We start from the raw sequence: 20,518 nt of genomic DNA on the forward strand, positions 1-20,518 counted from the left end.
ATGGAACTTAACGCCTCTCTTTCTCTGGTCCGCCCAGAAGTCATCTTGAGCTTCTCTGCGCTTGGCCTGCTGCTTGTGGCGGCGTGGCGTGAACAGGCCGGTCGCTTGATCAGCATATTGTCGGTTACTGCGCTTGGTGCCGCTGCCGCATTTGTTATCAACTTTATGATGAATGGCACAAATTCATCCGCTTTTGATGGCCTTTTGGTCAATGATGCATTTGGCAATTTCTCCAAGATATTGATCTTCATTGCGGCCGCAATCTCATTGATGATTGCGCCCCGCTTCTTGGAGAATGCGGGTGCGATGCGGGCAGAATATCCGGTGCTGATCCTATTGTCTTGTGTTGGCATGGGCGTGATGGTTTCGGCAACCGATCTGATTTCTCTCTATATTGGTTTAGAGCTGCAGAGCTTGTCCGCTTATGTCCTTGCAAGCTTTGTGCGCTCGGACGGGCGTTCGGCAGAAGCCGGGCTTAAATATTTCGTCCTTGGTGCATTGGCCAGCGGCATGCTCTTGTTCGGCGCGTCTTTGGTGTACGGCTTTGCAGGCTCTACAAGCTTTGCTGCCATCGGCACGGCCATGGATACCGAGGTCGGCCTTGGCCTGATCTTCGGCATTGTGTTCATCCTCTCGGGCCTGGCCTTCAAAATTAGCGCCGCGCCTTTCCACATGTGGACGCCGGACGTGTATGAAGGTGCGCCAACCCCTGTAACCGCATTCTTCGCCAGCGCGCCAAAGGTTGCGGCAATTGCGTTGACCATCCGCATCGTGCTTGAGGCATTTGGCTCGCAAATATTGGTGTGGCAGCAAATCATTATAGCCGTAGCGTTGATGTCGATCATCATCGGCGCAGTCGGCGCCATTGGGCAGCAAAACCTGAAACGCCTGATGGCTTATAGCTCGATCAACAATGTCGGCTTCATCCTGATTGGCCTTGCCACCGGAACGGAGCAGGGCATTTCTGCCATGCTGGTCTATTTGGTGATCTATGTTGCCATGACCTTAGGCAGCTTTGTCTGTCTGATGCAGTTGAAGGATAAGGACGGCGGCTATCGTGAAGAGTTTGCCGACATATCCGGTCTATCCAAGACGCGTCCTGCCTTGGCCGCCGCGTTGGCGATATTCATGTTCAGCCTTGCCGGTATTCCGCCATTATTCGGTTTCTGGGGTAAGCTCGTGGTGTTTAACGCCGCGGTGGCCGCTGGCCTGTTGCCACTGGCCGTCATTGGCATCACCGCGTCGGTGATTGGTGCATTTTATTATCTGAAGGTCGTCAAGGTCATGTATTTTGATGATGCTGCGGATGTGATTGTTGAAAGCGATGATAAGGTTCTCATCTGGACCGGCGGCGTGCTAGCCGCTGCGAACTCACCTTTGGGCTATTTTGCTATACCTGCGCTTGGCATCTGGACGGCTTATGCCGCGAGGGCGCTGTTCTGACGCCCATCTTTGAAGAAGTTGCGCTAACTGGGTCAACGAACGCGGATCTCTTATTGCGGGCGGTACAAGGCGCGCCCGAGGGGTTATGGCTTCGCGCCGATGCGCAAGATGGTGGGCGTGGGCGACTTGGCCGTGCTTGGGAAAGCCCGAAGGGCAACCTCTTTGCCAGTTCCATTGTGCGCTTGCGCGATACAGACCCTTCGCCCGCAGGTCTGGCTTTCGTAACCGCCGTTGCCGTATATGACGCGACCCGGCACATTGCGCCGCAAGTTCAACTTATCCTTAAATGGCCCAATGACATTCTGGCGCATGACGGTTCAAAGCTATGCGGCATATTGTTGGAACGCGCGTCTGACGCGGTGGTTGTGGGCATTGGCCTAAACCTTGTCTGGCACCCGCAAAATCTGGATCGGAAGGTGTCTGACCTGCTGACACTTGGCGCAACGCCGCCCGATGCCCAAACGGCACTGGAGATCGTGGCCGAGGCGTTCGCCCGCTATCTCAATGTCTGGCGGCAATCGGGGTTGGGGACCATCGTCCGGCATTGGGAAGCGCATGCCCACCCACGCGGCACGGCCTTGACGGCAAAACTGCCTGATGGAGAGGAAGTAGACGGTCTGTATACCGGGCTCGATGATGATGGTGCTTTGCGGCTTCGCTTGGCGGATGGTTCAATTCGTGCCATTCACGCCGCCGATGTTTTTCTAATTTAGCAGGAGTGGGCTATGCTGCTCGCGATTGATACGGGTAACACCAATGTGAAATTTGCATTGGTCAATGACGCTGGCGAAATATTGCAGCGATGGCGGATTGCGACCGATGCGCGGCGCACGTCGGATGAATATGCCGTATGGTTGGATCAACTCATTCAGATGGCCGGCTTTCGCCGCAATGATGTTACATCAGTCATTATTGCCACGGTCGTTCCGCGCGCTTTGCACAATTTGCAGTTGCTCGCGACACGCTATTTTGGGTGTGAGGCCTTAGTTGCCGGACGCGGAAGCGTCGGTTGGGGCATCCCATTGCGTGTGGCAGAACCGCATGCCGTTGGCGCCGATCGCGCAGTAAACGCCATTGCCGCGCAGTCCTTGGCCGACGGGCACAAGGTCGTCATCAGCTTTGGCACAGCAACCACCTTTGATTATATAGGGCCAGATGGTTCCTATCGTGGGGGCAGCATTGCGCCGGGCGTTAATCTGTCACTCGATGCCCTCTATGCCGCCGCAGCCATGTTGCCGCGAATTGCAATCGAACCACCGCCAAATGAAAGCGTTATTGGTACAACGACTGTTGGACAAATGCAGATTGGCATCTATTGGGGCTATGTGGCGATGATCGAAGGGATCCTCGCACGGATGAAAGCTGAAATTGGCGAACCAGTATCGGTCATTGCGACTGGTGGTTTGGCCATCTTGTTTCAGCAACATGGCCATTTATTTGACCGGGTAGAGCCCGATTTGACGCTGCGGGGGCTGGCGCTTTTATATAGGAATAGAGACATTAACTCATGACGACCCCAAAAAATGAACTGCTTTTCCTTGCCCTTGGTGGGTCCAACGAAATCGGAATGAACGTCAATTTATACGGTTGTCAGGGCAAATGGGTGATGGTCGACTTGGGCCTGACATTCGCGAATTCGGAATATCCCGGAATTGACCTTGTCCTGCCTGATCTGGAATTCATCGAAAAGCGCAAGGACGACCTTCTGGGTATCGTTCTAACCCATGGCCATGAAGATCATATCGGTGCCGTTGCCTATTTTGCCGCCGACTTGGGCGTTCCACTCTATGCCACACCGTTCACGGCAACTCTCATCCGGGGCAAGCTTGAAGAAGAAGGCATCGCCGACATCGTGGAACTCAACGTGATCCCGATGGAAGGTGCGTTTTCCTTGGGGCCGTTCGACTTTAAATTCGTCACCTTGGCCCACTCGATCCTTGAAATGAGCGCTTGCTTGATAAGCACGCCTTATGGGAAGATTTTCCACACCGGCGACTGGAAACTGGATCCGCACCCCGTATTGGGCACGCCGTCGACGCAAGAAGCGCTGACCGCCATTGGCGACAGCAAAGTGTTGGCGATGGTGTGTGATTCTACCAACGTGTTCAATCCGGAAACTAGCGGCAGTGAAGGCAGCGTAAAGGAAGACCTGCTGAAGTCTGTTAAGGCCGCCAAGGGCAGGGTCGTTGTCACAACCTTTGCGTCCAATGCTGCCCGGTTGCAGACCTTAAGCGAGGTCGCGCGCGAAAGCGGCCGCACCTTATGTTTCGCAGGACGCTCGCTCCACCGGATTATCGAAGCCGCGCAGGCGAATGGCTATTTGAAAGATATGCCTAAGACGGTGGATATGGAGAGCGTCGATAGCCTCCCACGTCACGACGTTATCGTGGTCGCCACAGGGGGGCAGGGCGAGGCACGTGCGGCTTTGGCGCGCATATCCGAGGGCAATCACCCGGTGAAGCTGGAAGCAGGCGACACGGTTATTTTCTCGTCGAAGCAGATACCGGGTAATGAAATCGCTATTGGCGTGATCATGAACAAGCTTGCCGAACGTAACATCCTGACCGTTACCGAAAAGCAGGCGCATGTGCATGTGTCCGGCCATCCGGGGCAACCGGAACTTGCCGCGCTCTATGATTGGGTTCGGCCAGAAATCCTTATTCCCGTCCATGGCGAGCGCCGGCATATGGCGGAACAGGCGCGGTTTGCGCGGGCACACGGTGTGCCAAAGGCAGTGGTGCAATCCAATGGCGACGTGGTGCGCCTCGCGCCCGGTGAGCCTAAAATCATCGGCAAGGAACGGACTGGCCGCTTGATCCTCGATGGGGACACCATCATCGCCGCCGACGGCGCGACATTGAACGAACGCCGCCGCCTGTCATGGTATGGCCTGATTTCGGTCGCCTTCGCGCTAGACGCTAAAGACCGGATGCTCGGCAACCCTGAAATCCGATTGCACGGTGTGCCGATTGAGGAAGATCTGGACGATTTTCTGGAAGAAGCCACTGCCGCTGCTGTTAAGGCGGTGAAGGACCATCGCGGTGATTATGACAAGTTGCGCGAAACTGTGCGTTTGGCGGTGCGCCGTGTGGCGGTAAGCTGGACGGGTAAAAAGCCGATCGTGGATGTTTTGATAGTGGAGACCGCATGACCTGGACCTCGATTATTGCCATTTATTTGCTGTTTTGGGTGATGACGGCGTTCGTCATCTTGCCCATCGGTGTGCGCACGCATGACGAACTGGGCCTTCCAAAGACTCCAGGCCAAGCGGATAGTGCGCCGGGTAATTTCCAACCCCAGAAGATTTTGCTGAGAACGACAATGCTTTCGGCTGCTTTGTTTGCGTTATATTACGCCAATTATAGCTATGGCTGGATAAACCGCGACAGTTTCGACGGGTTGTTTAACCCGCCTGTTTAGAACTTATTGGCGCAGCCGCTCAATGGCTTGCGCCAGCGCCACGTAAAGCTTGCCTATGTCCGACGACAGCAAGGTAACGCCAATCGCGTTGCCATCGCGCGTGCTGAGCAACAGGCGCATGATGCTTTCAAAATCATGAACGTAACGGTTCACATGTTCGCGGAACTCGCTGTCATCGCCATAATGTTTGGCAATAATCTTTGCCTCACGTGAATCCAGCAAGCGCACGGCGCGACGGGTAAACACGCCCCGGTCGCCCTTTAAATAGGCTGCCCATGCGGTATCTGTAACGTCGTTGGACAATATTTTGGTGACGTCGATGGCGGTGGAATTCAAAGATTCGGTCAAACGCACCATGCGACGGGCAAAGCTGTCATCTTGGACCGATTCAAAGCTGTTTATCGTATCTGCTATTCGGCCTTCAAGGCTCACCGTCATGTCGTTGAGTTCGCCAAGTTGTTTGGCCACCAAAGAAGAGGCGGTTTGCGACAATTCGATGTTGCGCGATATGGCTTCCTGCACAGCTTCATTCATCGACGCGACCTGCGCATCAATTGCATTGGCCAATGCCGCGCGGTTTTGTTCGGTCAACTGATCGGCGATATGCGCCAGTTCCTCGTCGAGAATCTTGCGGCTGCTTTCTGCGGCAGCGCGCGTTGTTTCACGCACGCGAAGCAACGATGTGACCAAATTGTCATTTGCTTGATCCGACATGTCTTGCAGCAGAGCCTGCGTTTGCTTGAGCGCAGCGCCGAGGGCATCTACTTGTTCATGGCGTGCGGCAAAATGTGCATCGCTTTGCGCCATCAACGCGCCAACAGCGTCATGTTGCGCGGAGATTAATTGCTCAATATCGTTGAGCTTTCCAAGCGTTCCGTCGCTTATATTGTCGAGCGCTTCCGCAGCAGCAAGAGCCGAGTTCACTTGTTCTATGCCCTGTGTCATGCGCGCATTCACACTGTCCATCGCGGCGGGAATCTTATGGCTTATTTCCAGATTTGCCGCGCTGAGTGATTCAATCAACTTGTCCGATTGGTCCAATAAGCTTCCCGTGGTTGATTGGTTGTCGGACAGGGCGCTTCCCAGTGAAAGGCTGCGTTCAGCCAGCGCCGATACGGCAAAGGCAAGTTTCGACGTCTGGTCCGTGGCCGTGCGATCAATCTCTGAAATCTGCGCCGCACTGGTTTGAATATGTTCGCTAATATTGGCGATTATGGCCTGAATGCGAGCTTCTTCCTGGCTGGATTGCCCTTCAATGTCACCCAAAGCGCGACGTAGGTCGGCGAGGTTGGCCAGGATTTGGGCTTTGCTGCGGGTAATGAGAGTGTCGGCATCGCTTGATGCCTGCGCGATGCCATTGGAAATCGCTTGTGCGGCGCTGTCCATAAGCGTGGCCATTTCGGCGCTTCGGTCGAGCGCTTCCGCGCTTTTGTCGTCGAGCAGCTTCACATTGTCGCTCAACGATTGCTCTAGCCGGTTGGACAAGTCATCCGCGCGCGTTTCGACATTCTCCATGTAGTCGCTTACCGATTTACCCGCATCGCTTACGCGCTCAAGGGCGGCAATCATTGCCTTAATCTGCACCTGCGCATCATTACCTGCGCTTCCGATCTGGTTGCTGACATCTTTGGCTGCGCTTGTCACAACAGGCAAATGTTTGCGGAGTTGCTCCAAATTTGTATTGGCGGCGTTGCTCACCGATTCCAGCGTCTTTGCCTTTTCATCGCTATCCGCAAGAGCAGCCGATAACATTCGCGCAGAGTCCACTAAGTTTTTTGAAGATTGACGACCGACTGTTTCCAGCTCACGCGCATTTTCGGACAGAAATTGGCGCGCAAGCGATATTTCTTCGTTCACCGAACGCATCCGTACTGCCAACGCGTCGCTTTCCGTCCGCAGCACGTTCGCTACCTTGCCAAAGCGTAAGGCTTCCCGGCTGCTGTTACGCATGGACAGCAGCCATAGGACAGATATTAAAAGCGTAGGAATGGCCCATGTCGCGATCAGCGTTACAAACCGATCATTGTTTAGACCGAATTGCGCTTCAGACCAATATGTTAGGCCAAAAAACGCCGACCAAGCAACGAACGCGACCAACAGCAGGGTTGGGGCAACATATTGCCCGACACCCGCATGGTAGGACGTTTCGTCCACCCCATGATCATAATCATACTCCGCCGCTTGATTATTTTCCGCAAGGCCGTCGGTATTGCTGTTTACATCCTGCACAGCAGTTTTGGGTTCGGTTTCAGCGATTTCGCGGTTCAGGCCGACGATTTTGGAGCGAGAAGTCATAGGGCCCCATCTAACACAATATTCGGTGAGAGAAACGCAAACTTATCAAATTGCGCAAAGGTTAATGAAACGACCGAGGATTAGGGTCAGGTTATGGCAAAGTGAGTGTCGCAATTGAGCACTTTAACGCACCTATGTAGGCAGGCATATCATATTTCCTTTGGCAAAACGGCCTTAACGTTCATATCTGGACAATGCCTTCCGTTCGAAATTCGAATTTCCCGACAATCGCTTTGCTCTCCGTCGCGTGCGATGATGGCAGCAGACAGGATGCTGCTAATGGTGCTGGGCGTTCGGACTTGGCGGGCGCATCCTTGATTGAATATCAGATAACGACGCTAGCGCGTGCCGGCATCCAACGGTTCCTGATTGAAGTTGAAAATATCGACGGTGTGTTAATCGCGCTGGCCGACCGTTGCGCTTCGCGAAAACTGACGGTCGATTTTGTCCGTACGGGCGGGGATATCCTGCGTCACATCAACGCCGATGATCGCATATGGGTGCAATCCGGGCAGTTATATGTGCAATTAGGGCTGGTTGAAACACTTCTTAAATCTACTGAAAATTTCATCGCCACAATTGATGGCCGTGACGAAAATCGCGCGTTTGAACGTATTGATATCAACACACGGTGGGCTGGTGTCTCGGTTGTTGGATATGAAGCTATCGCGATGTTGCGTGACCTGCCAGAAGACTGGAGCATTATATCATCCCTGCTGCGGCAGGCGTTGCTGGCTAAAGTTCCCTTCCGCCCACTGTCTCAACAACATGTTCATAATGGCACGCTGACCGTGCTGACGGGCGCGCAGGACTTTTCGGAACTCAATCGCCAGATACTTCGGCGACGTGTTGCAAGCAGGGCAGGCTATATTGAGGCACAATTGTTCGGTCCGATTCTCGCCCGTCTTGTTCCGCTTATCTGGCAAAGCCCAACTGCCGCAACCGCGACTAAATTCGCGGCCCCTGTAATAGCGTTGGCGGCACTTGCGTTGGGGCTTGGAAATCTGGTGACAGCAGCAACTGTCGCGGCATTTCTATCCATCGCGGCGAACGCACTGCGTTTGGCGGTGACAGATGATGCGGATGGCAGTGATCACATACAAAGCCTGTCAGTTGTCACTTGGACGCTGATCATATTGACGATGTTCGGTAGCGCTTATGTGGCGGAATCCTATGATGACAACGGCTTATTTGCGGCGTTTGCCGTCGCTTCGCTTGCATATCTTACCCACAAAATGGTGATGCCTGGTTGGGCTAAACAGGTGTTGCATTCACCTGCTGCTTTGGCGTTACTTGCTATCATTGGGGCCGCGACCGTCGGAATAACTAATATATTGCAATGGATTATGGTATTACAGCTTAGCGTTCTGATGATCGCAAGCATGATGCGCGACGCCGAAGGCAAAAAATCAAACTAAGCTTAAAGCCGCGTTAACCTAAAATCCCTATAGCCATGGCTGTTAACCATATGGGATTGGCGTTGAATCCACCATTTGACCCGCATGAAGATTTGCTTTCGATCGCGACCGCACATGCGCGCGATGTGGATGCCCTGTGCCTTGATACGGCGGCTATCATTTTCCCATCAGCCACGCTTTCTCCCTCTGAAGCGATGATAAGCGCTGTTTCGGTCAAGCTTCTTCAACTTGTGCGCGACATTGAGGTAAAACTTGCGGGCAACGCTCGTGAACCAAAGACATGGCCGTTGTTGGTTCGGTCCGGCTTCTTACGCGAAACGGCGTTGGTCGAGTTTGCCATGGCGCGGGTGGCGGAGGACAAAATAAATGATCGTCTTGGCCAAGGCCAACCTGCATTTGTGACTGGGTTGTTGGACCACCCGGACAGGAATGTTGCGGATGCTGCACAGATACTGCTTGCCGCCGATAGTCTGCACCTGCGGGCGGAGGGGCGGACGTTTCTAAACCTGCCGCCTGAACTTCTTTACAAAAGCTGCTGGCGAGTCGTCGCAGCGCTTGAGGTGTCGCAGGGTGAGCGCTCTGAAGTTGTTATCAAGGCAGCCCACGCACTTATCGCCTTATACGACGAAGCCCGCACTGCTCCTGCTGCAGCGCGCAAAATCGTTCATTTCCTAAATGATGAATTGCGCGATGACCTTTTAAATCCGGCCACGTGCGGCGTGCATCTTTTCGTAGCGCAGCTGAGTGCGGAACTGAATTTGGAACATGACCATATATTGCGGATTATAGATTTTGAATCTGCTGTGGCATTCATGATCTTAATCGCAGCAGTCGGCATAGCGAAGGCTGATGCTTTACCGATATTATTGGATGTCCGTTGTAAAATGCTTACCCCGCGTGAGGCCGCGATATTCGAAGCAAATTACGAGAAAATCAGCAGGCAAGACGCGCTGAATACTGTCGCATCCTGGTCGGCATCGCGGCTTTCACTTTTGACATTTGGTCTGAAATGACGGGTGCGGCACTTTCGTCATTGCCCGTTACGGGCGAATTGTCGCGTGACGGCCATTTGCTGCGCGCCGATGATAGGCTGACCAAGTTGCATGCGGGTGCAGGCGGAACGCGCGGCGGCATCATTGCCTGTCCAGCGCTATTTGGGTTGGTCCAGATTGTTTCCCGCCTTCAAATGCGTTTGGCGCGCGCACTGATCGTGTCAGATGGCACCGACAATTTCGAATTGTGGGTCGAAGCGGAGCCAGCAGGCGAGAATGTGCGTATCGCCATTTTGAGTTGGCGGAGCAAAACCGCAAGAAATCCGGATCCATCAGGCAAGTTGCCCTGGGCAAGCGTAATGGATGAGACCATGACGCTCAACTTTGACCAAGCTTTGAGGTTGGTCCGTGCAACCGGTCCAGTGGGCGATGTCATTCATCAGGAAGATTTCGGTTGTGGCGCGCGACATGTCGTCACGCGGCTCCTTGGTGATACTGGAGACATATATCTCCGCGACATAGAAAAATTCGCGGCAATTGGCCGATCAAGCACCAGTTTAAATACAAATAACGATACCTTGTTATGGGGCGAACCGGAAACCAGCTCGTCTGGCGAATATACGGGCTATGCGCTATATATTTCCAGTGCCCCTACAGGCGCTTCTGTCGGCTACAAAAGATCGCAACTTGTCGATCCGACGTTTGTTTTTGGGAAAAATCTCACGCCTATTCTACATCGGCCGTTAAGCCGCATCATCGCGAATGCCGACACAATCGGAAATGAGCTTCTTGGACCCGTTCGGTATAATTACGCCACCTATGCGCGCGATATTTCTAATGCTGCGCGCCACCTGACGGCTCTGGTCGAAGATCTGGGGGATTTAGAAGCTGTTGAAAGGCCCGGATTTACAACCGCGCCCGATAGAATTGAACTTGGCGATATGGCGCGGCGCGTGGCTGGGCTTCTCGCTCTTAAAGCCGCCGACCATAGCATTAATGTGAAAGTTCCGGACGAAGCAATGCAGGTGAATGCCACCGCAGAATTCCGACGTGTGCTACAGATTCTGTTGAATTTGGTCACAAACGCCATCCGTTATGCGCCAGACGGAACCGAGGTAAGTTTGGACATCCGCGCTGAACCCGATTGGTCTATTATTTCGGTTTCCGACCAAGGCAGCGGCGTATGTGCGACAGACCGAGAGCGTATATTCGTCAAATTTGAACGTTTGGGTAGGTCGGGCGATGGCGGAAGTGGCCTTGGCCTGTATATCTCGCGCCGTCTGGCGCGGGCGATGGGCGGCGACCTTACCGTCGGAGATGCCGAAGGCGGAGGGGCATTCTTTACGCTCCGCCTTCCCCGATAATTCAGCGCGAGTCTAAGCTATGGTAAGGACGGTGACTTGGTCCGGTATACAACTGACGCGGGCGACCAATTTTCTGTGCGGGATCCGAAATCATTTCGTTCCACTGGGCAACCCAGCCAACCGTGCGCGACAATGCGAATAATACGGTGAACATTTCGGTCGGGAAACCAATCGCCGACAGGATAATGCCGGAATAGAAATCTACATTCGGGAACAGCTTCTTCTCAATGAAATAGGGGTCGTTCAACGCCATTTCTTCCAATTGCATCGCAACGTCGAAAATCGGGTCGCTGATATTCAATTCGGTAAGAACCTCACGAACCGTTTTCTGCATGACCGAAGCGCGCGGGTCATAATTTTTGTAAACCCGATGACCAAAGCCCATCAAACGGAATGGGTCATTCTTGTCCTTTGCGCGATCAATATAATGCGGGATCCGGTCAGGCGTGCCGATTTCGCGCAGCATGTTCAATGCAGCCTCGTTCGCGCCGCCATGGGCGGGGCCCCACAGGCAAGCGATGCCAGCAGCAATACAGGCGAAGGGATTAGCGCCCGATGATCCGGCCAAGCGGACGGTCGAGGTGGATGCGTTCTGTTCATGGTCGGCATGGAGGATGAATATCCGGTCCAACGCGCGCTCAATAACGGGGTTCACAACATATTTTTCCGCTGGAACACCAAAAGTCATGCGCAGGAAATTGCCGGTGTAGGACAAGTTGTTGTCGGGATAGACAAAAGGCTGCCCTACCGAGTATTTGTACGCCATGGCCGCGATTGTGGGCATCTTCGCGATCAAACGGTGGCTTGAAATCATTCGGTGTGTTGGGTCGCTGATATCGGTGGAGTCATGGTAAAACGCCGATAGCGCGCCAACCACACCGCACATTATGGCCATGGGGTGCGCGTCGCGGCGGAAACCACGGTAAAAAGTTGCCAATTGTTCGTGCAGCATCGTGTGCCGCGAAATCGTGTGACTAAACTTGTCCAATTGCGCCTTGTTTGGCAGTTCACCGTTCAACAGTAGATAGGACACTTCCATGAAGCTCGACCGTTCGGACAGCTCTTCAATGGAGTAACCCCGATGCAAAAGAATACCTTTGTCGCCATCAATAAAGGTCAGCGCCGATTCGCAGCTTGCCGTCGATGTGAAGCCAGGGTCAAAGGTGAAATGGTCCGACGCCCCGTAAAGCTTGCGGATGTCGATCACGTCAGGGCCTTCTGACCCTTGCATGATGGGCAAGTCATAGCTGGTGTCGCCAACGGTGAGCGTTGCGTTTTTATCGGCCATTCTGAAACTCCATATCTTCTAAGCTATTTACCGGGCTGCCCTTTAGAAAGGCATGTTTTTTTATGACACGGGACGCGGTAGGCACCCGTGACGACAATTTAAGGCCCTTCAAGTGCCAATGTTTCGTGGGGAGAATATGGCTATGTCGTTGACTAGCCCAATGATAGGAAATTCCATGGGCGTCAAGGCAAACAATGGCTTGCGCATCGCGGATAAATTGCGCTTTCATTTCTTGGTGCTAAATAGCTGCGGTGGAACAGAAATCTGGCAATTTGGTTGAGGACGTAAACGTCTGGTTCGGTGCGCCAAGGGCGCTGTTTGCAGTTCTGGAAAACTGGCTCGACCGCGAACGCGACCAATTACCCTTATGGCTTCCCGTTGGTATTGGATTCGGCGTCGCATTCTGGCAGTTTTTTGGCACATCTGCTTGGGCCGGATTGGCAATGTCATGCGCTTCCTTATTGTTTTTCGGGAACTTGGCGCCACCATATAGCCGCTTGCGGCAAATGGCCCGAATGGCGGCTGTTGCGATATTGCTTGGTTTCTTCCTGATTGCCTTTCGATCAACGACCGTTGCCCAGCCAGTTTTAGGAAAAATATGGACTGGGGAGTTTTATGGGCGGGTTGAAGCGGTTGAAAATATCTCCGCCCGCAATGTTTACCGGCTGCGGCTCGCCACGGGCGATAGCTCGGACTTGCCGCCTTTTGTGCGTGTGAACCTGTCACCGGAACAATATCAAGACGACTTTCAGCCCGGCTCGATCATTCTCCTGCGCGCACGCTTACTGCCTCCGGCAGGGCCAACTTTGCCCGGCGGATATGACTTTGCCCGGCGTGCGTGGTTTCAACAGATTGGCGCGACCGGAACGGCTTTGGGCGATGTCCGGCTTTTTCAGAAAGCAGACAGCGGGGCATGGTTCGCGACTCAGCGCACAGCGCTAACAGAGCATATACTGGCATCCATGCCCCCCGGAAGCGGCGGCATAGGCGCAGCATTGGTCACGGGGGATCAGGGGCATATCAGCGAGGCCGACGCACAAGCCATGCGGGACAGCGGTTTGGCGCACCTTCTATCCATCAGCGGGCTGCATGTGACGGCGGTGGTCGGGTTCATTTTCATCGCGGTCAGCCGCCTTTTGTCATTGTCGTCATGGCTTGCATTGCGGATTCCCATCCCCGTCGTTGCCGCAGCAACGGCAGCTATAGCTGCGCTGGCATATACGTTGTTAACTGGGGCCGAAGTGCCAACGGTCCGATCATTCATTGCCGCGGTTCTCATCTTGATTGCGCTGGCGTTGGGGCGCGATGCGCTCACGCTGCGATTGGTGGCCTTTGGTGCGTTAATGGTCCTGATATTCTGGCCCGAGGCCATATCTGGGCCGAGTTTTCAACTCAGCTTTGCCGCCGTTGCGACCATCGTGGTCATGCATGATCTGCCGTTCATAAGGCGGCTGACCGAACGGCGCGACGAAAGCTTGGCGCGAAAGGCGGCGCGGGCGGTCGGGTCGCTCATCCTGACCGGCGTGGCTATTGAGCTTGTCCTTACCCCCATCGCCCTGTTTCATTTTCACAAGGCAGGGCTCTACGGTGCCTTGGCCAATGTGGTGGCCATCCCGATGACGACGTTCATCATCATGCCGTTGGAAGCATTGGCGCTGATTTTTGACCTGATTGGCTTGGGGCAGCCATTTTGGTGGCTGGCAGGGCAGGGCATCGCCGCGATTTTGGCGCTCGCGCATTCCGTCAGCGGTCTGCCCGGCGCGGTCACGATGATGCCTGCGATGCCGATATGGGCCTTTGCTGCTTTCGTTGTTGGCGCGTTGATATTTGGCTTGCTGACCACAAATGTCCGCTATTGTGGCGTTACGCTTTGCGCGATCGGCATCATCGCAATGGTGACGGCACCGCGACCGGATATTCTGGTGACGGGTGATGGCAAGCATTTGGCCTTGGTCAGTGCAGATGGAGAGGTCGCGTTACTGCGCGGAAGGGCGGGTGATTTTGTGCGCGGGATGATTTTTGAAAAAGCCGGAAGCTTTGCAAAAGCTACGCCGATTGAGGATTGGCCCGGCGTCCAATGCACGTTGGACAATTGCGTGATTACCGTGACGGGTGCAACGCGATCATGGACGTTGTTGGCCACCAGAACACGCACCCCCATTGCGTCCATGGAAATGGCCGCAGCGTGCAAACGCGTCGACATCGTCGTGAGCGACCGATGGTTGCCGCAATCCTGCCGCCCCAAATGGATAAAGGCGGACCGCCGATTGCTTGAACAAAGCGGCGGTCTGGCCTTTTATCTGGATGCACAACGCGTGGTTACCGCGCATGAGGGCAACCGCCACACACCTTGGGTACAGGCCGCACTCAACGCGCGCGCGGCGGACGCATCCCATCAATGATATCGGCGCAACAGTCCGGCAAGCTTACCCTGAACCTCAACCTCATGCGGCGCATAATATTGCGGCTCATAACTGCCATTGGCGGGATCAAGGCGGATTTTCTGACCTTCACGGCGCAGATATTTCAATGTCGCTTCCTCGCCGCGCACCAAAGCCACCACAATTTCGCCATCGCGCGCCGTGTTTGCCTTGCGTATCAGGGCGTAATCGCCATCCAATATCCCCGCCTCAATCATCGAGTCGCCGGATACCTCAAGCGCATAATGCTCACCTGCACCCAATAATGCCATCGGCACCGATAATGAATTCTGACCTTCAAGCGCCTCAATCGGCACACCGGCAGCGATCTTGCCGTGGAAGGGAATTTCCATGACATCATTGGCGGCAACAGGAATCTGAATCTGCGGTTTGCTTTCCTTAACAGGCGCAAAGCGGGCCACATTGTTACCGCCCATATTCCCGCCTTCGGGCATTTTCATCACTTCAAGCGCGCGCGCGCGGTTGGCCAATCGCCGAATAAAGCCGCGTTCTTCCAATGCGCCAATCAAACGGTGCACACCGGATTTACTCTTCAGATCAAGCGCCTCTTTCATTTCCTCAAATGAAGGAGAAATGCCACTTTCATCCAATCGCTGATTAATGAATATAAGCAGTTCGTGCTGTTTTGCCGTGAGCATATTCAGGGTCCCATCCTGTTGAACATGAATGGAACGATTAGAGAACAAAAGCGGTTAAGTCAAGCATAATCGCAGACATTGTCTCCAGATTTTACGACAGGCGCATATATTGCACCATTGTCCCTTTTGCTCGCGGCGGAACATGGGGTTGTTGCACCAGTAGCGCATTGGCTTGGGATAAGGTGTGGGTCAGGCCGCTGTCCTGCGATATGAACGGGGTGATCTCCCCGCCTTCGACCGTGGCGCGCAAATACTCGGCGCGGTCTCCTCCTGCGGGCAAGTCGGTTGCGGTCGCCGCTGCAAAGTATGCGGGCAGGGGCTTAGTGCACCCCGCCATGTGCCGGATAAGCGGCAAGAGGAACAGAAATGCGGTGACGAAGGCAGAGGACGGATTGCCGGGTAAGCCGAGCACGACCGCGTTCCCAACTTTGCCGGCCATAAGCGGTTTTCCCGGACGCATCGCGACTTTCCAGAAATCCATCTGCGCGCCGATATTCAACAATGCGCTTTGCACCAGATCATGGTCGCCGACCGATGCCCCGCCGGTGGTGACGATGATATCGGCTCGCTCGGACAGCGCCGAAAGGCTGGTCTCAAGCGCCGACAAATCGTCGCGCAATATCCCTGCGTCAAATACATTACAGGGCAGGCCATCGAGCATGGCTTGCAACATCGGGCTATTGGAGCATGGGATTTGCGCTGGGCCAGCGGCGGACCCGGCGGGCACCAATTCGTCGCCGGTGGCGGCGATCGCAATGCGCGGAATGCCGCCCACAATGAGCCTGCCATGCCCCGCCATCGCCGCCACGGATATTGCCCCTGCGTCCAAATATGTGCCCTTTGGTAGCACCACGTCACCAGCGCGAAAATCGCCCCCAAGGCGGCGGATATTGGCCCCGGGCATAGGCACGCGATCAACGGTCGCGCGCAAACTATCGCCATCGCGGACGGCATTTTCTTGTATCAGGACGCAATCGGCGTTTTGGGGCACATAAGCGCCGGTAAAAATGCGGACGGCCTCGCCACGGTGGAGGGCGCCTGCAAAAGGGCGCCCCGCCGCGCTTTCACCGATTACGCGCCATGGGCCGGGAAAGTCTTGTACGGCGATTGCATAGCCATCCATCGCCGACAGGTCCGCCGCAGGTTGCGTGCGCATGGCTATCAACGGCGCATGCAAATAATGCCGCACAGCCTGCATAAGCTCTCGTTCAACAGGGGGCAAAGGAGAGACCAGCGCCAGCAATCTGGCTTGCGCTTCGTCCACCGAAATCATGCGTGCCAATCGCCCGATTTGCCGCCCGTTTTGGATAGCAACCGGATGTCGGAAATCACCATCGATTTATCGAGCGCCTTGGCCATGTCATAAAGGGTCAACAAACTGACGCTGACCGCGGTCAAGGCCTCCATCTCCACGCCCGTCGGGCCGTTTAACCGCACCCGCGCTTCGACACGAATGGCGGCGGCCTCATATTCAAATTCAACGCTGATTTTGGACAACATCAAAGGGTGACACAAAGGAATAAGGTCGCTGGTCTTCTTCGCCGCCATTATGCCAGCAATCCGCGCCGTGCCCAACACATCGCCTTTTTTCATATTGCCCGCGCGTATCGCCGCAAGCGCTTCGGCAGACATGGATATCCGGCCCTCAGCAACCGCTTCGCGCGCAGTGTCCGCCTTGGCCGACACATCGACCATATGCGCGCCGCCATCGGCGTTTAAATGGGTAAGATCAGCCATGCCCGGTCAAAAGCCTTTGCGTTGCGGCCTGAATATCGTCCTGCCGCATCAGGCTTTCCCCGACAAGGAATGTGTTAATACCGGCTTTCGCCATACGCAGGCAATCGGCATGCGTCGAAATGCCGCTTTCGCAGACGAGTAAGACATCATCCGGCACCAATTTCGCCAGACGCTCCGTCGTGGCAAGATCAACCTCGAAGGTTTTCAAATTGCGGTTGTTCACGCCGATCAGCTTGGATTTCAGATGTTTGAGCGCACGTTCCAGTTCGGCCTCGTCATGCACCTCCACTAGCACGTCCAGATTTTCTTGGCCTGCGGCGTCCTCAATCTCTGTCATCACGACATCATCCAGCGCCGCCACAATGATCAAAATCGCATCGCCGCCCATCGCGCGCGCCTCGGCGCATTGCCACGGGTCGACCATGAAATCCTTGCGGATGACAGGCAGGTCACACGCCGCGCGTGCGGCAATCAGATAATCCTCATGCCCCTGAAAATAAGGCGCATCGGTCAACACCGACAGGCACGCCGCGCCGCCAGACTGATAAGCCGCAGCATGCGCCGCCGGATTGAAATCCGCACGGATAAGACCTTTGGATGGGCTGGCTTTTTTGATTTCCGCGATCAGTGCGATGCCGGTCTGGCTTTTGGCCCGCAACGCCGCTTCAAAACCGCGCGGGGCCGACGGCGTCTCCCAATGGCTCAAGCCCTGAAGCTTGCGTTCCGCCACTTCGACGCGCTTGGTCGCGCAAATTTCTGCAAGCTTGTCCACCGTCAATATGCCACCCAACAATTTAGCAACGCATTGGCAAGGCCCTTATCAATGGCCTCTGCGGCCTCCTCGACCCCTTCGGGCATCGTTTGGACCACGCCCGCCACCAGCAACGCCTCTGCGGCATTGAACAAAACGGCGTCGCGATAGGCACCATGTTCGCCTTGTAGCAACTTGCGGAGCTCCAACGCATTATGCTCGGCATCACCGCCGCGAATGGCTTCAACTGGATACACCGGCAGACCTGCATCAGCGGCGCTGGTGCGTTGGAAGCGGACGCCTTCGGGTTCGACGACCGCAACCTCGTTGCCGCCCGCCAGGCTGAGTTCGTCCAAGCCTTCGTCGCCTGAAATAATCCGAGAATGTTCGGTACCCAAATGATGCAGCGCCTCTGCATAGACCGGTACATAGGCTGGCCTCGCGATGCCGATAAGCTGCCGCTTGACGCGCGCAGGGTTCGCCAATGGTCCCATCAGGTTGAAGATCGTGCGTTGGCCAATGCGTTGGCGGATCGGCTGAATACGCTTCATCGCGGGATGGTGGTTGGCGGCGAACAGAAAACAGATGCCCAGGTCTTTCAGCGTCGCCTCCGCCATTTTTCCAGCACGTTCCATGTTGAGGCCAAGCGCCTCCAGAGTGTCTGCTGCACCTGACTTGGACGATGCTGCACGGTTGCCATGCTTGGCGACAGGCACTTCGCAGGCGGCAACGACCAAAGATACGGCGGTGGAGACATTTAGCGTATGGTGCCCATCACCACCCGTGCCACAGACGTCTATCGCACCCTCTGGCGCGTCTATGGGGATCAAGCGGTCGCGCATCGCCTGCGCCGCAGCCGCGATTTCCACCATCGTCTCTCCGCGCGCGGTTAGCGCAATCAAAAAGGTTTCGATTTCGTCCTCCGAAGCGCGGGCGTCGAGGATGTCGGCAAAGGCCTGTGCTGCTTCGTCATGGTCGAACAGATGTTGCGGATCGGGCAGGGGACCGAAGGGGTTCATGCGCGTTCCTTTGGCGTCATTCCCGCAATACGCATGAAATTGGCCAACATTGCGTGGCCATGCTCCGTCGCGATGCTTTCGGGATGAAACTGCACGCCGTGAATGGGCAGCGTCGCGTGACGAAAACCCATGATATGGCCGTCATCGCTTGTTGCGTTCACAACTAAGCTTGAGGGGACATTTTCGACAATCAACGAATGATAACGCGTCGCCTGAAACGGGGAGGGCAATCCTGCGAACAAGCCGCTATTGTCATGGGTAACAGGGGAGGTTTTGCCATGCATTAACCCACCGCGCGCAACGGTTCCGCCAAAATGCTGACCAATCGTCTGGTGGCCAAGGCACACGCCAAGCAGTGGCTTTCCGGCATCGGCACAAGCGGCCACAAGATCAAGGCTCACGCCCGCTTCGTTTGGCGTTTTTGGCCCTGGGGAAATAAGGAACGCCTGCGCACCCGATGATAATGCCTGACCCGCCGAAATGTCGTCATTGCGGACAACATCGACCTGCGCCCCAAGCTCCATCAGATAATGGACAAGGTTCCAGGTAAAGCTGTCATAATTGTCGATGACTAAGATCATGCGGCGTCCCTAGCGGCTTTGCCGCGTGGGTGGAAGAGGCACTATTGCGCCAACAAGGCGGCGAGTTCGTCCTTCCAGAATTTCGCCCAACTGTGCGTGCCATGGCCCTTTGTTTCGGGCGAGGCTGGAATGAGGATGAATTTCGTCTTGGGCAGGCGCTTCACCGCCAGTTCGGTGATACCGTAATTGGCGGGATTGATGAAATCATCGGCTGAATTAATCCACAGAGTTGGGGCCTTGATCGCCTCCAAACTTTGCCATGGATTATAGTTTCGCGACGAGTCCAATTGATAAATGATGTCATTCGCGTCGTTGCGCGTGACCACACGGGCAAAGGCTTCGTCGGTAAAGGCTTCGGCTGCTTGGCGCGTTGGATATTGCGCCTGAAGCGCAAGCGGGTTCGCGCCAGCGATAAGGCTAAGTGTCGCTGCGGTCCGCAGCCCGGACATGGGCGGTGCGGTATAATTTCCTGCATTCCAAGTGGGGTCAGCCTTAATCGCATCCATGGACAACTTGCGCCACATGCGGTTCTGGCCTGCAATTTCGACAGGCAAGCAAGCAAAAGGCGCAAGTTTTTCCACCGCATCGGGATAACGCGAACCCCACATGAACGCATGCATACAGCCCATCGATGTGCCGAGGATAAGCTTCAATTTCTTGATGCCCAGCGTCTTTGTGACCAACGCATGCTGCGTCGCGATCATGTCGCTATAATCATATTTCGGAAACGCCATACGCATGCCATCGCTTGGCTTTGACGATTTTCCGTGTCCGATATTGTCCGGCAGAATGATGAAATATTTCGACGTATCCAGCACTTGACCGGGGCCGAACAACTCGCCTGCAAATTGCGGTTGGAAGAACTGGTGTCCTGTTCCGCCAGTGCCATGCAGGATCATCACAGCGTTCGAAATGTCGCCGCGCGCATCGCGCTTTGGTGTGCCCAAAGTGGTGTAGTGAATCTTTACCTCGGGCAGGCGTTCGCCCGTTGAAAACACATAATCCAGAAACACAGCATCCGCCTCAACAGGCGCAGTAGACTGGCCAAAGGCTGGGGAAGATATAGCCGACAAAACAGCCAGTGAAGCAAGGAGCAATCTACGCATGCAGTCAGGCTAGCGGCGTTTACGT

At 55.1% G+C, this 20,518-nt stretch carries 18 protein-coding genes; 9 read left to right on the top strand and 9 right to left on the bottom strand.

Annotated elements, in window-relative coordinates:
• Genes nuoN through HEQ34_RS04430 form a run of 5 tightly spaced genes read left to right on the top strand, consistent with a single transcriptional unit; the run spans position 1 to position 4,863 of the window.
• Positions 1-1,443 carry an NADH-quinone oxidoreductase subunit NuoN gene (gene nuoN, locus HEQ34_RS04410; protein ID WP_296197935.1) on the top strand — a complete coding sequence of 481 codons (1,443 nt, stop codon included), beginning with the start codon at positions 1-3 and terminating at the stop codon, positions 1,441-1,443.
• 5 nt (positions 1,444-1,448) lie between these two features.
• Positions 1,449-2,156, top strand: coding sequence for a biotin--[acetyl-CoA-carboxylase] ligase (locus HEQ34_RS04415; RefSeq protein WP_296198075.1), 708 nt, complete (start codon positions 1,449-1,451; stop codon positions 2,154-2,156).
• Positions 2,157-2,168: 12 nt separating this feature from the next.
• The gene (locus HEQ34_RS04420) at positions 2,169-2,954 is read left to right on the top strand and encodes a type III pantothenate kinase (protein WP_296197937.1); all 786 of its coding nucleotides are present in this window, start codon (positions 2,169-2,171) and stop codon (positions 2,952-2,954) included.
• Positions 2,951-4,594 (top strand): ribonuclease J, encoded by a 1,644-nt coding sequence (locus HEQ34_RS04425; protein ID WP_296197940.1) that lies wholly within the window; start codon positions 2,951-2,953, stop codon positions 4,592-4,594. The genes HEQ34_RS04420 and HEQ34_RS04425 overlap by 4 nt, the downstream gene beginning before the upstream one ends.
• On the top strand, positions 4,591-4,863 hold the full coding sequence (locus HEQ34_RS04430; protein ID WP_296197943.1) for a DUF1467 family protein: 273 nt from the start codon (positions 4,591-4,593) through the stop codon (positions 4,861-4,863). The genes HEQ34_RS04425 and HEQ34_RS04430 overlap by 4 nt, the downstream gene beginning before the upstream one ends.
• Positions 4,864-4,866: 3 nt before the next feature.
• On the opposite strand, the gene HEQ34_RS04435 is transcribed toward HEQ34_RS04430, so the two are convergent.
• A complete protein-coding gene (locus HEQ34_RS04435; protein ID WP_296197945.1) occupies positions 4,867-7,158 on the bottom strand; it encodes a hypothetical protein in 2,292 nt (763 codons plus the stop codon).
• A gap of 194 nt (positions 7,159-7,352) precedes the next feature.
• On the opposite strand from HEQ34_RS04435, the gene HEQ34_RS04440 reads away from it, so the two are divergent.
• The 3 genes from HEQ34_RS04440 to HEQ34_RS04450 are packed head-to-tail and all read left to right on the top strand — an operon-like array spanning position 7,353 to position 10,932.
• Positions 7,353-8,576: a hypothetical protein gene (locus HEQ34_RS04440; protein ID WP_296197947.1), complete on the top strand. Its 1,224-nt coding sequence runs from the start codon at positions 7,353-7,355 to the stop codon at positions 8,574-8,576.
• Between the two features lie 50 nt (positions 8,577-8,626).
• Entirely contained in the window at positions 8,627-9,589 is a 963-nt protein-coding gene (locus tag HEQ34_RS04445; protein WP_296197952.1) for a hypothetical protein, read from the top strand.
• Positions 9,586-10,932 (top strand): HAMP domain-containing sensor histidine kinase, encoded by a 1,347-nt coding sequence (locus tag HEQ34_RS04450; RefSeq protein ID WP_296197955.1) that lies wholly within the window; start codon positions 9,586-9,588, stop codon positions 10,930-10,932. Before HEQ34_RS04445 ends, HEQ34_RS04450 begins: the two co-directional genes overlap by 4 nt.
• Position 10,933: 1 nt before the next feature.
• Here HEQ34_RS04450 and HEQ34_RS04455 read toward each other — a convergent pair whose 3' ends face one another.
• Positions 10,934-12,220, bottom strand: coding sequence for a citrate synthase (locus HEQ34_RS04455; protein WP_296197958.1), 1,287 nt, complete (start codon positions 12,218-12,220; stop codon positions 10,934-10,936).
• A gap of 251 nt (positions 12,221-12,471) precedes the next feature.
• Between HEQ34_RS04455 and HEQ34_RS04460 the strand changes: the two genes are divergently transcribed.
• Positions 12,472-14,622 carry a ComEC/Rec2 family competence protein gene (locus HEQ34_RS04460; protein WP_296197961.1) on the top strand — a complete coding sequence of 717 codons (2,151 nt, stop codon included), beginning with the start codon at positions 12,472-12,474 and terminating at the stop codon, positions 14,620-14,622.
• Here the strand turns inward: HEQ34_RS04460 and lexA are convergent.
• The 7 genes from lexA to HEQ34_RS04495 form a co-directional block, all read right to left on the bottom strand.
• Positions 14,616-15,299 carry a transcriptional repressor LexA gene (gene lexA, locus HEQ34_RS04465; RefSeq protein WP_296197963.1) on the bottom strand — a complete coding sequence of 228 codons (684 nt, stop codon included), beginning with the start codon at positions 15,297-15,299 and terminating at the stop codon, positions 14,616-14,618. The two genes, HEQ34_RS04460 and lexA, sit on opposite strands and share 7 nt — an antisense overlap.
• Positions 15,300-15,390: 91 nt before the next feature.
• Positions 15,391-16,572, bottom strand: a complete 1,182-nt coding sequence (gene glp, locus HEQ34_RS04470; protein WP_366934841.1) for a gephyrin-like molybdotransferase Glp — start codon at positions 16,570-16,572, stop codon at positions 15,391-15,393.
• Positions 16,569-17,036 (bottom strand): cyclic pyranopterin monophosphate synthase MoaC, encoded by a 468-nt coding sequence (moaC, locus tag HEQ34_RS04475; protein WP_296197972.1) that lies wholly within the window; start codon positions 17,034-17,036, stop codon positions 16,569-16,571. The genes glp and moaC overlap by 4 nt, the downstream gene beginning before the upstream one ends.
• Entirely contained in the window at positions 17,029-17,808 is a 780-nt protein-coding gene (trpC, locus tag HEQ34_RS04480) for an indole-3-glycerol phosphate synthase TrpC (protein WP_296197974.1), read from the bottom strand. Before trpC ends, moaC begins: the two co-directional genes overlap by 8 nt.
• 2 nt (positions 17,809-17,810) lie before the next feature.
• Complete coding sequence (gene trpD / locus HEQ34_RS04485) at positions 17,811-18,806, bottom strand: anthranilate phosphoribosyltransferase (protein WP_296197977.1); 996 nt, start codon at positions 18,804-18,806, stop codon at positions 17,811-17,813.
• Positions 18,803-19,387: an aminodeoxychorismate/anthranilate synthase component II gene (locus HEQ34_RS04490; RefSeq protein ID WP_296197979.1), complete on the bottom strand. Its 585-nt coding sequence runs from the start codon at positions 19,385-19,387 to the stop codon at positions 18,803-18,805. Before HEQ34_RS04490 ends, trpD begins: the two co-directional genes overlap by 4 nt.
• Before the next feature lie 41 nt (positions 19,388-19,428).
• On the bottom strand, positions 19,429-20,493 hold the full coding sequence (locus HEQ34_RS04495) for an alpha/beta fold hydrolase (RefSeq protein ID WP_296197982.1): 1,065 nt from the start codon (positions 20,491-20,493) through the stop codon (positions 19,429-19,431).
• Positions 20,494-20,518: the final 25 nt, after the last annotated feature.

Source organism: Sphingorhabdus sp., assembly GCF_023910635.1.
GTDB lineage: Bacteria > Pseudomonadota > Alphaproteobacteria > Sphingomonadales > Sphingomonadaceae > Sphingorhabdus_B.

Excerpts from the sequence above, each read along its gene's own strand:
- HEQ34_RS04455 (WP_296197958.1), bottom strand. The coding sequence starts at position 12,220 with ATGGCCGATAAAAACGCAACGCTCACCGTTGGCGACACCAGCTATGAC.
- HEQ34_RS04450 (WP_296197955.1), top strand. The coding sequence starts at position 9,586 with ATGACGGGTGCGGCACTTTCGTCATTGCCCGTTACGGGCGAATTGTCG.
- lexA (WP_296197963.1), bottom strand. The coding sequence starts at position 15,299 with ATGCTCACGGCAAAACAGCACGAACTGCTTATATTCATTAATCAGCGA.
- HEQ34_RS04445 (WP_296197952.1), top strand. The coding sequence starts at position 8,627 with ATGGGATTGGCGTTGAATCCACCATTTGACCCGCATGAAGATTTGCTT.
- HEQ34_RS04435 (WP_296197945.1), bottom strand. The coding sequence starts at position 7,158 with ATGACTTCTCGCTCCAAAATCGTCGGCCTGAACCGCGAAATCGCTGAA.
- HEQ34_RS04490 (WP_296197979.1), bottom strand. The coding sequence starts at position 19,387 with ATGATCTTAGTCATCGACAATTATGACAGCTTTACCTGGAACCTTGTC.
- HEQ34_RS04430 (WP_296197943.1), top strand. The coding sequence starts at position 4,591 with ATGACCTGGACCTCGATTATTGCCATTTATTTGCTGTTTTGGGTGATG.
- trpD (WP_296197977.1), bottom strand. The coding sequence starts at position 18,806 with ATGAACCCCTTCGGTCCCCTGCCCGATCCGCAACATCTGTTCGACCAT.
- nuoN (WP_296197935.1), top strand. The coding sequence starts at position 1 with ATGGAACTTAACGCCTCTCTTTCTCTGGTCCGCCCAGAAGTCATCTTG.
- HEQ34_RS04425 (WP_296197940.1), top strand. The coding sequence starts at position 2,951 with ATGACGACCCCAAAAAATGAACTGCTTTTCCTTGCCCTTGGTGGGTCC.
- HEQ34_RS04420 (WP_296197937.1), top strand. The coding sequence starts at position 2,169 with ATGCTGCTCGCGATTGATACGGGTAACACCAATGTGAAATTTGCATTG.
- moaC (WP_296197972.1), bottom strand. The coding sequence starts at position 17,036 with ATGGCTGATCTTACCCATTTAAACGCCGATGGCGGCGCGCATATGGTC.
- HEQ34_RS04495 (WP_296197982.1), bottom strand. The coding sequence starts at position 20,493 with ATGCGTAGATTGCTCCTTGCTTCACTGGCTGTTTTGTCGGCTATATCT.
- HEQ34_RS04440 (WP_296197947.1), top strand. The coding sequence starts at position 7,353 with ATGCCTTCCGTTCGAAATTCGAATTTCCCGACAATCGCTTTGCTCTCC.
- glp (WP_366934841.1), bottom strand. The coding sequence starts at position 16,572 with ATGATTTCGGTGGACGAAGCGCAAGCCAGATTGCTGGCGCTGGTCTCT.